Source organism: Pseudoalteromonas sp. A22 (assembly GCF_018141345.1).
In the GTDB taxonomy this organism is placed as follows: domain Bacteria; phylum Pseudomonadota; class Gammaproteobacteria; order Enterobacterales; family Alteromonadaceae; genus Pseudoalteromonas; species Pseudoalteromonas maricaloris.
On the sequence record NZ_CP047238.1, the window covers coordinates 2,523,949 to 2,536,315 of the forward strand.

Here is a 12,367-nt window from a genome sequence, read left to right on the forward strand (position 1 = left end):
TTTCGGCAATGGTAGCCATTTATATTCTTGCGCTCTACCGAGCAATATCTAGAGATAGACTAGATTTACTACCAAAAGGTTCAGCTAGTTTAACCACACTACAAATACCTTACAATCTCAATACTGCGAATTCATTGTATTTGACGATAAATAGAGCAAAACAGTGTAACTCCCTTTGCTTTACCCAAACTTAAGCAAATTCGACAATCTCCATCACAGCCTCTAAATATGGCCCAAAACTGCATAAAATAGGAGTTTTATGCACAAATAGAGAATAAAACCTCAAAAAACAGATTGGTCTTACCAATTAACAACAGATTATCTAATATTTACATTTTGCGCATTTAACATACAAAACCATATTTTACATAAACTTACATGAATACTTCACCACATTTAAGCTCACTTTTTAACCTTAGCAAAAACTTTGATATTAGTTTTTTTTATCTGAAAAAAGAATTTTTCTAGTTTGATGAAAAATCAAAACCTCTTTAATATACACCCTGTACTGAGCGAGCAGCTGAAGTTTCAGCAAAGCACAGTTACTTGCAATAGGATTCTGATTTTTCGTATTGCTTAGATGACGCATTTTGTGGATAAAACCCAAAGTAACTCATCTTGTTCCCTGGATTACTTCCTTCAACTTGTTGTTTTGCCCGCATTATTTGCGGGCTTTTTTTTGCCTGAAATTTGGCACAAGCTCAACATTACGCTCCACGCTTTCTTTAACACTCGGTCATTTTGCGGTTTTTATTTAGTGTTTGGCTTAAAAGACGAGGCAATCTACAAATTGTTTAAGCAACATATAACCCACACAGGTAAGTTACCTCAGCAGTGATGGATCTTGCTTGAATTTAGCTGACACAAAATAATGGATTTGTGCAAACGCGATTTGCAATAAGTGAGTGTAGAAATGAAATAGCCGAGTGAATACTCGGCTATTATGAAGAATAAAGCTGTTCGTTACCCAACTTAGATCATTCTGGCTTGCTTAGCTCAAAATGCATATAGGCTTTGTCAGAGACAATACGCCCTCTTGGCGTGCGTTGAATAAAGCCTTGTTGGATCAAAAATGGTTCTATCACATCTTCGATGGTTTCTTTTTCTTCTCCAATTGCCGCAGCAAGGTTATCCAGACCAACCGGGCCACCGGTAAACTTTTCAATGATTGCTAGCAGATATTTGCGGTCCATATAATCGAAGCCACATTTATCAACATCGACCATATCCAGCGCTAAGTGCGCAATCTCTTCAGTGATAGAGCCATCGCCCTTCACTTCAGCAAAGTCTCTTACCCTGCGTAGTAAACGATTTGCTATTCGTGGTGTACCGCGCGCTCGACGCGCCACTTCAGTTGCGCCCGACTCGCTGATCTCTAGATTTAAATGATACGCTGAGCGAGTCACAATCGAAGACAAGTCCGCAACCGAGTAAAACTCCAAGCGCTGCACAATACCAAAACGGTCTCTTAATGGTGAGGTTAATGAGCCGGCACGTGTCGTTGCGCCAACCAAAGTAAAAGGCGGTAAATCCAGTTTAATCGAGCGTGCAGCTGGGCCTTCACCAATCATGATGTCTAATTGGTAGTCTTCCATAGCAGGATAGAGAATTTCTTCCACCTGAGGGCTTAAACGATGGATCTCATCAATAAATAACACATCCCCTTCTTCAAGGTTAGTGAGTAATGCGGCTAAATCCCCTGCTTTTTCAAGCACAGGTCCTGAGGTAGTTTTAATATTAACCTCAAGCTCGTTTGCGACAATGTTTGCAAGCGTGGTTTTACCTAAACCTGGCGGACCAAATATCAGCAAGTGATCTAAGGCTTCCTGTCTTGAACGTGCCGCCGCAATAAAAATTTCCATTTGCTTTTTGACATGTGGCTGACCAGTATAATCATTTAGTAATTTAGGTCTAATCGCCCTATCCACTAAATCTTCATTACCTTGGATCTCAGGTTCAATTAATCTATCTGCTTCAATCATAGTTACATCATCGATTTAAGAGCGTCTTTAATGATACTCTCGGTCGTCATGCCTTCTCTGTTTACGGCTTTTACCGCTTTTTGTGCTTGAACTTGTTTATACCCTAATGCCATTAAGGCTGCAATCGCTTCATCTGCTGGGGTATCACTTACCGTCGGATGCTCTTGCGGCGCAAGTACAGCGGCATCGCTAAACGGTGTGAGTAAGTCATTGCCAAAGTCTTTTAGCTTATCTTTCATTTCAAGCACTAGGCGCTCAGCGGTCTTTTTACCAACTCCTGGGATCTTAACCAAAGTCGTTGCATCGCCATGATTCACGCAGCTAACAAATTGCTCTGCCGACATGCCCGACAAAATCGCAAGTCCGAGTTTTGGACCGACTCCGTTCGCTTTAATTAACGTTCTAAACAATGCACGTGCGATCTTGGTATTAAAACCAAACAGTAACTGCGCATCTTCACGTACTACAAAGTGAGTAAATACTGAAACCGGCTCGCCCACGCTCGGTAATTCATAAAAACAAGTCATAGGCATTTGCACTTCATAACCTACACCTGCAACATCAATTAATATCTCTGGTGGCTGCTTTTCTAACAGTGTTCCGCTTAATTTTCCTATCATGGTTATCTCAACCTTCCTCTTACGGTTTTACGCGCTGCGCCTGCCATTTTTATTAAGTTTTGCCTTGAGTGCGCGTGACAAATCGCCACCGCCAACGCATCTGCAGCATCAGCTTGGGGTGTGCCAGGCAGCTTTAATATGCGCTTTACCATTTCCTGTACTTGGGCTTTGTCTGCACCACCGGTACCCGCAACGGCTTGTTTAACTTGCCTTGCCGAATATTCACTCACAACCACTGACTGCATGGTCGCGGCAACTATAGCCGCACCTCGCGCTTGACCAAGTTTTAAGGCTGAACTTGGATTATGCGCAACGAACACTTGCTCAATCGCAAAGTCGCTCGGCGAAAACTGCTCTATGAGCTGTGTGATCCCTTGATAGATCATTTTTAATCGAGTGGGAAAGTCATGTTCACCAACTTTAATGCAACCGCTCCCCAAATATTGGAACTTTGCACCTTGGTGAGCAATCACACCATAGCCTGTAAATCTTGACCCTGGATCAATTCCTAAAATGACAGCCAAACGCATCGTCTCTTGGTTTTTTGGTTATAATGCCAAAATACTGTATAGATTACCAGTTATAAGCTAGTTCATCTGATCAAAAAAGGCGACCTAAGTCGCCTCTTTTATATCTGGTTGACGAACTTACTCGCCTTCACCTTGCTCTACTAACTGCTTTTCTATTGAGATAGCAAGCTCTTTTAGCGCATCTGGGTTTGCAGGGCTTGGCGCATCAGTCATCAAGCACGACGCTTGCGTTGTTTTCGGGAACGCAATAACGTCACGGATGTTGTCAGTGCCACACAGTAACATCACTAAACGGTCAAGACCGAATGCCAAACCTGCGTGCGGAGGCGTGCCATACTTCAGAGCATCGAGTAAGAAACCAAACTTCTCTTGCTGCTCAGACTCTTCAATACCTAGGATCCTGAACGCCGCTTGTTGCATTTCGTTGTTGTGAATACGAACCGAACCGCCACCGACTTCGTAGCCGTTAAGTACCATATCGTATGCATCAGAAAGTGTACCTGCTGGATTTGCTTCAAGGTCCGCAGCACTTACGCCTTTAGGCGCAGTAAACGGGTGGTGTACCGCGTGTAAGTTACCTTCGTCGTCTTCTTCAAACATCGGGAAGTCAACAACCCAAAGTGGTGCCCATTTAGTTAGATCAGTGATTTCTAAATCAAGACCAATCTTCAGACGTAGCGCGCCCATGGCTTCGTTTACAGTATTACGCTTGTCTGCGCCGAATAGAATAATGTCACCTGTGTTTGCACCTGTGCGTTCAAGCAGTGCATTGATCACTTCTTCATTCAAGAACTTAGCGATTGGTGACTGTACGCCTTCGATACCCGCCTCACGGTCATTCACTTTCATCCATGCAAGGCCTTTCGCACCGTAAATACCTACAAACTTAGTGTATTCATCGATTTGCTTACGTGAAAGTTGTGCGCCACCTGGTACTGACAGTACTGCAACACGACCTTTTTCGTCGTTCGCAGGGCCGCTTAGTACTTTAAATTCAACATCTTTTACGATGTCTGCAACGTCGATAAGCTCAAGCGGGTTACGTAGGTCTGGTTTATCTGAACCATATTTGCTCATCGCTTCGCTGTATGGCATCACAGGGAACTCACCCAAATCAACGTCTAGGAAAGACTGCCACATTTCACGGATCATTTTTTCTGTCACGCCACGAACTTGATCTGAGCTCATAAATGAGGTTTCGATATCTATTTGAGTGAACTCTGGCTGGCGATCGGCACGTAAGTCTTCATCACGGAAACACTTTACGATTTGATAGTAACGGTCAAAACCAGACATCATTAGTAGCTGCTTAAATAGCTGCGGCGACTGCGGTAGCGCATAGAAACTGCCTTTGTGAACACGACTTGGTACTAGATAGTCGCGCGCGCCTTCAGGTGTTGCTTTAGTTAGTACTGGCGTTTCAATGTCTAAGAATGCATTTTCATCCAAGAAACGACGCACAAAGCTACTCGCTTTAGCACGCATCTTAATGCGATCGCTCATTTCTAGACGGCGTAGGTCTAAATAACGGTATTTAAGACGACGCTCTTCAGAGTTTTGCTGATTGAAGTCAAGCGGTAATGGTTCTGAACGGTTGATAATGGTTAAGCCAGTACCTAAGATCTCAACTTCACCCGTTGCCATGTCTTTGTTAACTTGGCTTTCAGGACGCGCACGGACAACACCTTTGATCTGAACACAGAACTCTTGGCGCAACGTATTCGCTTTATCCATTAAGCCTTCCACTTCAGGATCGAATACCACTTGCACAAGTCCTTCTCTATCTCTTAAATCGACAAAGATTAGGCCGCCAAGGTCACGACGTTTATTGATCCAACCGCATAGTTCTACTTCTTGATCAACGTGGCTTTTGTTTAAGTTTCCGCAATATATTGAGCGCATAGTTTTCCTGTCTCTCAGTTACACCAAGCGGTAACTGGCATTAATATGAAAAATTATCGGCGATTATATAAAAATACCCGACTTGATGTCATCCTTGATCCCGTTTTGTTTCTAAATTTCGTGAACTTTATTACACTGACACCACCATTTAAACGAAACAAGCTCAATTATGTTATACCTTGGCTGCCCACAGTGGAGTTCAGCTCACTGGAAAGGACGCTTTTTTACGACTCACTGCCAAAGCAATAGAATGCTCCAAGAATATGGGCAAATATTCAACTCTGTTGAAGGCAACACCAGCTTTTATGCTGATCCCAAACCTAACACCATTGAAAAGTGGCGAAATGATGTGCCTGAGCACTTTCGTTTCACCTTTAAAATTCCTAAGCGCTTTTCCCATGAAATGGCGCTGCAAAACTGTCAGCAAGGCATAAGCCATTGGTTGCAGCTATTTGAACCTATTTTCGACAAACTGGGGATGGTGATGCTACAGCTGCCTAAAGCATGCGGTCCAGAACATTTGCCAAAAATAATCGACTTTTGTTCATTATTACCTAAAGAGCTGCAACTAGGCATCGAGGTACGTCATTTAGGGTTTTTCGACAAGTCGGATAACGAACGACGTTTTAACCAATTTTTAATGGCAAATAGTTACAACCGCATCATGATGGACACACGACCTTTATTCAGCGAACCTGCAAACACCCAAGCGATCATTGATGCTCAACAAAAAAAGCCGAGAGTGCCATTACATGTGATAGCAACTAGTAACTCACCAATGATACGTTATGTTGGTTGTTCAGACTTAGAAGCCAATCGCGCCTTTTACCGCCCTTGGCTCGCCAAGATAAATCACTGGTTGGATGAAGGGAAAACACCCTATGTGTTTTTCCATACCGCGGATAATTATGATGCCCCCATACTAGCCAAGCAATTTATAAATGACCTACAAAGGAAGGACATCACATTGGGTTTATTCCCCGCTGAACAACAACCTCAACAAAATAGTTTTTTGTGAACTTTCACAATAGCTTGCAACCAAGTGTAAAATATACTAGCTTGTTCAGTGAATAGAAACACATACAAGCAACCCTGCTTATTTACAAAAAGGAAATTATAAATGATAAAATTAAACAAAAAGAAATTAAAAGCGCTTTCAGAAAACAAGCAAACATTACCTAACAACGCTACTCGAAAAATTGCTGGTGGAATATCTGGTGATCATGTTTGTTGTTTTTCAGAAGGCTGTCAAGACCAAATTGCTGTTGCACCTGCTGGTAACTAACTCATTGCGTAATAATGCCTTCTAAAAGTGGCGCAAGCGTGTCTCTTGCGCCACTTTTAACACTCAATACGTACATTTTTCAGTTAGCTATTTAGCACGACTTGGCTCAAATTCTTCGTAGTGAGGTAAGCTCGCATCGAGACCTTCCAAATTCGCTTTGCTGGTAACAAAGTTGTGAGACATAGGTCGATATCCGAGTCTGATATACCTAATCGTAATCTGAATTTGTCTGGTAAGTCGTCATTGGAACTAAACAGAGGTGATGCACAGTGCGCACAAAAATCACGTTTACGTCCAATTTAAAATACTTCATGTTTTCAGCCTCTTTTACCACGTTCAATTCATAGGTATTTACAAATCCATTAGTCGCATATGCAGTAACGATAGGCTTACGACACAATGAACAGTGGCAGTGGATAATATCGTTAATTTTACCGATAATTTGCAGCTCAAGTTGGCCACATAAACAACCTGCCTGATACATCAAGCTCTTCTTGAAACTATTCGTGTTTGTTTTTTAATACATTATACTGCTCGACATGATTTGTTCTAGAAGTAACCACATGGGATTTCACTCGCTATTTTTTTCATTACCCAGACACCATTCAATCGTAAGTTGAACAACTTATTACCTCGGGGCAAATTAAATCGTACTCGAACGTAAGTATCCTCTCGGCCATCAATTACAAAACGAAAAAGCCTTATATGAGTTTCACCAATCAGCTAAAGCAAGCGCTTTAAGCGCTACTGGAAGTACTGGTTGTACATGAGCTTGCATATTTCAAAGAAAAGGATGTGCGACATTCCTAACAACCGACTTTTCAGCTAAATGTTGTCAACTTATGTATAACGATTGTGGGTCAACATCACTAACTGTTTAGCTCATAAGAAATAAAATCATGAACTTTCGTTTGTGTCTGAAATAAAAATAAAGATTAAATTTTTTGACCTTATACTCAACAATAAGATAACGCTATCGAGAGCTCAGCGATTAGCTGTTGTCACTATCAGAATAAAAATAAGTAAGGTACAATTTTCTTTATTCATCTTTCTAAGCTTAAAAACACAAAGAATGCCATCTTCAAAAGTAAAATTAGCTCCGTTAAAGTATCTATCGTCATACTCACTTGAAGTGCAAGATCAAGTCAGAACGATGATTGAGCAAGATACACTAGGTCAATTTTTACTTAAGAAGCACCCCAAAGTGCATGATATTAAAAACGATAAATTGCTTCGTGAATATGTCATAAATTTAAAGAACACTCACTTACGGAAGTCCTCTCCATTAAGTAAAGTTATTTACGATAAAAAAATCCATGCTGTAAATAACGCTCTGGGCTTGCATACATTTATTTCAAGAGTTCAGGGAAATAAGTTAAAGAGTAAAAATGAAATACGAATTAGTGATATTTTCAAAACAGCACCTGAGGTGTTTTTAGAGATGATTGTTGTTCATGAGTTAGCCCACATCAGAATAAAGCAACACGATAAGGCATTTTATCAATTGTGCCAGCATATGCTCCCTAACTACCATCAGCTAGAGTTTGAAATGCGTGTATACCTAACTCAACTAGAATTAAAAGGTCAAATTTACAAATAAAAATCAAATTTTGATATTTATTTGAATGAGTGTGATTACCAAGAACTAGATAAGTTTGACTGTCGCAAACTGAGGGTTATAACTACATAACGCTTATTACCTGAGCCGAATTTACGCCCAATTTAGCTCAATTTATAAACGTGATGGCTCACTTTAAAACTCTCATCCTTCATAAAGAATGCGCTACCAAACTTGACTCATCGAAGTTAAATAGCGGAGTACTCGATAGCTATTACTGAATCTCACTCTAGTACAACTGTTTAGCAAGCAGCCTTGATTCAAGCATATGGAGCCCCACTATCATCAACTTGAGCTAGAGTTACGGCTATTTATGCTGATGTGTGAAACGGAAGGCAACACCAATTACACTTAACTGAAGGGTAATTGGTGTTTTGAGAAATTAGCGTTTACAGCTTGGTGCAAAACCACCCGTACGCGCTTTGTTAGCGGTTGCTTGGGCAGTTGTCATGTTTGCTTGTAATTGCTTAATTCGATTTTCAGGCGCAGGGTGCGTCGACATAAATTCTGGTGGACGCTGTTCGCTCATTTTCGCCATATTTTGCCAAAGCGCAACCGAGCCTTCAGGATTAAAGCCAGCCTTAGCCATTAGATCTAAGCCGATAACGTCCGCTTCGCTTTCATGAGAGCGGCTAAATGGCAGTGCCACACCATACTGCGCACCAAGACCTAATCCCTGCATAATGGCATTGCGATATTCGATATTATTCATTTCAAGCACCGCCGCACCTGCTTGCAGACCAAACTGCAACACACTGTTTTGCGATACGCGCTCATTAGCGTGTTCAGCAATAACGTGCCCTACTTCATGACCCATCACCGCCGCAAGTTGATCTTGGTTTTCTGCAACTTTGAGAATCCCCGTATGAACCCCGATTTTACCGCCGGGTAGCGCAAATGCATTGGCAGAGTCATCTTCAAAGACCACAACTTCCCATTGCTGGTTTGCGTAGTTTGTTGGGAGTTGTGCTATCAAGGCATTTGCAATACACTTAACATAGCGATTGGTTTTAGCATCAGTATCGACTTTTTGCTCTTGCTTCATTTGTTCAAAGCTTGCAACACCCATTTGGTCCATTTGCTGCTCGGAATAGAGTGCTAACTGAGTGCGTCCGGTAGGCGATGTTTTGCAGCCAGCAAGCGTTGCTGCCACAGCTATCGCGAGAACCAGTTTTTTCATAACTTGTTCCTTTTCTTATTTTATAACTTAAGTTTCTCTAAGTTTACCGCAATTTCGTCACTTAACGAGACTAACTTAGTACAATATAAAAAATTTTTCATGAACTTCTGCTGATCAAAACGCCGTCTTTTCGTTGCTCTACTCTAGTGCACCGAGTTCCATCTCCATATAAAGCGTCTCTGATTGGTGTATTTATTCTGCTTAACATTAATAAGGTAACAATACCAACCTATGAAGTCATCAACACTCCCAGCAATACTCTTGCCATTACTGGCTAGTATTGTCGCGATAACGCCTTTGGCTATCGACTTGTATCTCCCCGCGATGCTTGCGATTGCAGACAGCTTGAATAGCCCGCTTGAGCAAGTACAGGTTTCTCTTAGTAGCTATTTAGCAGGTTATGCTGTCGGCATGATGGTGTTTGGCCCCCTTGCAGATAGATTCTCAAGACAGACGTTAGCTATTTGGGGCTTGGTCGGCTTTACCGCATCGTCAATTGGGCTTGCGCTAACGAATGACATAGATATGTTTTGCTTCTTACGGGTCGTTCAAGCATTTTGTGGTGCCGCAGCAACAGTCGTTGTACCAGGCGTGATCCGCTATTATTACAAAGAGCATACAGCCAAAGGGATGTCTTATGTTTCAATGATCATGATGATCGCGCCACTAATTGCTCCCTCACTTGGTGCGCTGATCTTGTTGTACTTTGATTGGCACGCCATTTTTTGGTTTTTAGCGGTTTATGCTGTACTCGTTATCATCGCATTACAGTTTTTCTGTATTGCAATTCCGACCAAAGCCGATGTACCGCTTAGCTTATCGTTTTTCTTAAAAAGCTATCGTATTGTGTTAACACAAAAGAAGGCCCGCTACGATATTCTTTCTTCGATGCTGGCATCATTCGCATTCTTTTGTTTTTTAACCTCAGTTTCATTTATTTATCTTGAGTATTATGGCGTGTCGGAGCAGCTGTTTGGAGTGTTATTCGCCATGAATGTGATTGCATTGATGCTCGGTAACTTTGCCAACACGCGTTTAGTGCCAAGGCTTGGTTCTAGGAGAATGCTCAATATCGGTCTTGCGATTGGTGTCGTCTGCTCCACGATCTTAGTCATACTCAGTAGCCAATCAGTCTCGGTTTGGGTGCTAGCTTCTGCCATTGCACCTTTGATGATGAGTTTGGGGATCATTGCCAGCAACGCTGATGCACTGATATTACTGAGTTTTGAACATCAAACCGGTACCGCTACCGCGGTGATAGGCACGCTACGATTTGGTAGTGGCGCTTTGGTCGGCCCTTTACTTGCACTCGCGGTTCCTGAGTCACCTTTGCCATTCTCAAGCTTTATGTTCGCTGCCATTGTGCTGACTATCGTCTGCCAATTGTTAAACAGGCGTTTTGAGAAAAGTGTCAACGCTACAGAAATCAAAAAATAATACACAAAAAGCCCCGACTTGCGGGGCTTTTCTCTAAAATTGTTATTAGATCAGGTTAATTTAGTTCTTTATCTTTCCAGAACTTGGTACCTTTTACTGTTGCTTGCAGTGCCAAACCACTTTCAGTAAAGGTGTACACTGTAACATCGCCATAATAGGCTTCGCCTTCTACCGACGCACCTTTTTTAGCCGCTTTCGCTGCAGCATCTGCATTTCCGCCAAACGTCCAGCCTGAAGTAACAAACTTATTCATTGCTTCAGGAGTATGGAATACCATCACAATACGATAATCTTTTACACCTAGACCAAGGCCTACACCACCTTCAGCCATGTTCATATAAGTGTTACTTCCTACCGCTTTATCGTGTACGACACCGTAACCTGTTCCAGCTGCAACAAATAGCAGATTAATATTGGCATTAGAAAAAACAGCATAGCCCGGCGCTGCCGCAATTTGCGAACGCGTATCTGGCTTTTTGCTGTAAAGCTGAGTAAGTACATCGTTTTTCATATCTAGGATGGCACGTTGCTTTTCAACCTTGTCACCATCGCCCATTGAAGCACATGCACTAAGCATGACGGCCAAAAAGCCAGCCATTAAATGTTTAACGTTTACCATAGGTTTTTCCTTTCCTGCATTAATTGTGAAAATAACACTACCTATCATAGACGCTTAGTTTGAATGCTGGATTAATTTAGAGGTATGTTTCGAGTCTTGCCAAACCAGCGGCAAAGTTGCGCTTACCCGTACCTAAACGGAAGTGGCACTCACTCTCCAATAGAAATAACTTTGCGGGTAACAATAGCGTGTTCGAGGTCTCTGCAAATTGACGTGACCACTTTTCAGGATCCTTTACTGAATTAATCTTCAGCAATGACAACACACCGCCATGCGGCTCAACCCAAGTTACTTTTTGCGAGTATAAACTGACAAATTCACGCATCAATTGGACGTTGTTTGCAATGATTTTCGCATTATACGCTAAGATAGTTTCACTATGCAGTAATGCGGTCGTCGCCAATAAATCATCCACTTTACTGCCACAAATGCTTAAGTAGCTTTTACCAGCCAACAGCGCATCCGCTAGTGCTTTCGAACCGCAAATTGCCCACCCTACTCGGACGCCAGGCAAGCCCATGCTTTTGGATAATACACCTAACGTAATCGACCGCGGATAAGCCGAAAAGCGCCCACTTACTGCGCGGTCATCGCCATGCCTCTGTGCTGATACTTCATCACTTAAAATGTAAGCACCACACTGCTCTGCTAGCTGCTGTATTTGTCCAACTTCTTTGTCAGTCAAGCCTGTGCCCGTTGGATTATGAGGGGCATTGACGATAATGAGTTTGGTTTTTGTCGTCACTGCGTTTTTGAGTCTTTCTATATCAACCTGCCAGTTGTCCTCTTCTCGCAATGGCACCGTGTTGACGATAGCGCCAAACTGTTTGGGGAGTTTTGCAAGCGATGGGTAACTTGGCGTACAGACCACCACCTCATCTTGTGGGTCTAGTAATTGCGCCATCGTAGTGAAAATAGCTTCTTGAGCACCGCTAAACGTCACAATTTGATTAAGATCCACACATGCAGTCGTCGGCAGATGATAAGCTTTAATCGCCGCTTTTAGCCTTTCACTGCCCGCAATCGGGTTATAACCCAGTTCAATATCTGGCATTTTGCCGCCACCAAGTTCAATAAGTTCACCAAGCGTGACGCCTTGAGCGCAGGAATCACTCAAGTTGATATCGATGGGAGCAGCCAAGCTTTGACTAAACTTAATGTGATCGGGTAATACTAATTCCATTCTTTAACCTA

The 12,367-nt window shown here is 42.3% G+C and carries 11 protein-coding genes and 1 pseudogene; 4 read left to right on the plus strand and 8 right to left on the minus strand.

Annotated elements, in window-relative coordinates:
- Window positions 1-977 precede the first annotated feature (977 nt).
- The 4 genes from ruvB to aspS all read right to left on the minus strand — a co-directional run bounded on the left by ruvB (window position 978) and on the right by aspS (window position 5,034).
- On the minus strand, window positions 978-1,982 hold the full coding sequence (gene ruvB, locus GSF04_RS16095; protein ID WP_010377587.1) for a Holliday junction branch migration DNA helicase RuvB: 1,005 nt from the start codon (window positions 1,980-1,982) through the stop codon (window positions 978-980).
- 2 nt (window positions 1,983-1,984) lie between these two features.
- Window positions 1,985-2,602 (minus strand): Holliday junction branch migration protein RuvA, encoded by a 618-nt coding sequence (ruvA, locus tag GSF04_RS16100; RefSeq protein WP_010377584.1) that lies wholly within the window; start codon window positions 2,600-2,602, stop codon window positions 1,985-1,987.
- A gap of 2 nt (window positions 2,603-2,604) precedes the next feature.
- Complete coding sequence (gene ruvC / locus GSF04_RS16105; RefSeq protein WP_010605128.1) at window positions 2,605-3,126, minus strand: crossover junction endodeoxyribonuclease RuvC; 522 nt, start codon at window positions 3,124-3,126, stop codon at window positions 2,605-2,607.
- Window positions 3,127-3,249: 123 nt separating this feature from the next.
- The gene (gene aspS / locus GSF04_RS16110) at window positions 3,250-5,034 is read right to left on the minus strand and encodes an aspartate--tRNA ligase (RefSeq protein ID WP_211857854.1); all 1,785 of its coding nucleotides are present in this window, start codon (window positions 5,032-5,034) and stop codon (window positions 3,250-3,252) included.
- 250 nt (window positions 5,035-5,284) lie between these two features.
- On the opposite strand from aspS, the gene GSF04_RS16115 reads away from it, so the two are divergent.
- On the plus strand, window positions 5,285-6,052 hold the full coding sequence (locus GSF04_RS16115; RefSeq protein ID WP_052258370.1) for a DUF72 domain-containing protein: 768 nt from the start codon (window positions 5,285-5,287) through the stop codon (window positions 6,050-6,052).
- Between the two features lie 102 nt (window positions 6,053-6,154).
- Complete coding sequence (locus GSF04_RS16120; RefSeq protein WP_211857855.1) at window positions 6,155-6,319, plus strand: hypothetical protein; 165 nt, start codon at window positions 6,155-6,157, stop codon at window positions 6,317-6,319.
- Between the two features lie 87 nt (window positions 6,320-6,406).
- On the opposite strand, the pseudogene GSF04_RS16125 reads toward GSF04_RS16120, so the two are convergent.
- Window positions 6,407-6,803 (minus strand): annotated as a pseudogene (locus GSF04_RS16125) (GFA family protein).
- 588 nt (window positions 6,804-7,391) lie between these two features.
- Between GSF04_RS16125 and GSF04_RS16130 the strand changes: the two are divergent.
- The gene (locus GSF04_RS16130; RefSeq protein ID WP_039497933.1) at window positions 7,392-7,919 is read left to right on the plus strand and encodes a YgjP-like metallopeptidase domain-containing protein; all 528 of its coding nucleotides are present in this window, start codon (window positions 7,392-7,394) and stop codon (window positions 7,917-7,919) included.
- A 400-nt stretch (window positions 7,920-8,319) separates the two neighbouring features.
- On the opposite strand, the gene GSF04_RS16135 is transcribed toward GSF04_RS16130, so the two are convergent.
- Complete coding sequence (locus tag GSF04_RS16135) at window positions 8,320-9,117, minus strand: M48 family metallopeptidase (RefSeq protein ID WP_039497298.1); 798 nt, start codon at window positions 9,115-9,117, stop codon at window positions 8,320-8,322.
- A 231-nt stretch (window positions 9,118-9,348) separates the two neighbouring features.
- On the opposite strand from GSF04_RS16135, the gene GSF04_RS16140 reads away from it, so the two are divergent.
- Entirely contained in the window at window positions 9,349-10,554 is a 1,206-nt protein-coding gene (locus GSF04_RS16140) for a Bcr/CflA family multidrug efflux MFS transporter (RefSeq protein ID WP_211857857.1), read from the plus strand.
- Between the two features lie 55 nt (window positions 10,555-10,609).
- On the opposite strand, the gene GSF04_RS16145 is transcribed toward GSF04_RS16140, so the two are convergent.
- Both GSF04_RS16145 and GSF04_RS16150 read right to left on the minus strand, forming a co-directional pair.
- Window positions 10,610-11,173 carry a YSC84-related protein gene (locus tag GSF04_RS16145; protein ID WP_010377570.1) on the minus strand — a complete coding sequence of 188 codons (564 nt, stop codon included), beginning with the start codon at window positions 11,171-11,173 and terminating at the stop codon, window positions 10,610-10,612.
- Between the two features lie 76 nt (window positions 11,174-11,249).
- Window positions 11,250-12,356, minus strand: a complete 1,107-nt coding sequence (locus tag GSF04_RS16150; RefSeq protein ID WP_211857859.1) for an aminotransferase class I/II-fold pyridoxal phosphate-dependent enzyme — start codon at window positions 12,354-12,356, stop codon at window positions 11,250-11,252.
- Window positions 12,357-12,367: the final 11 nt, after the last annotated feature.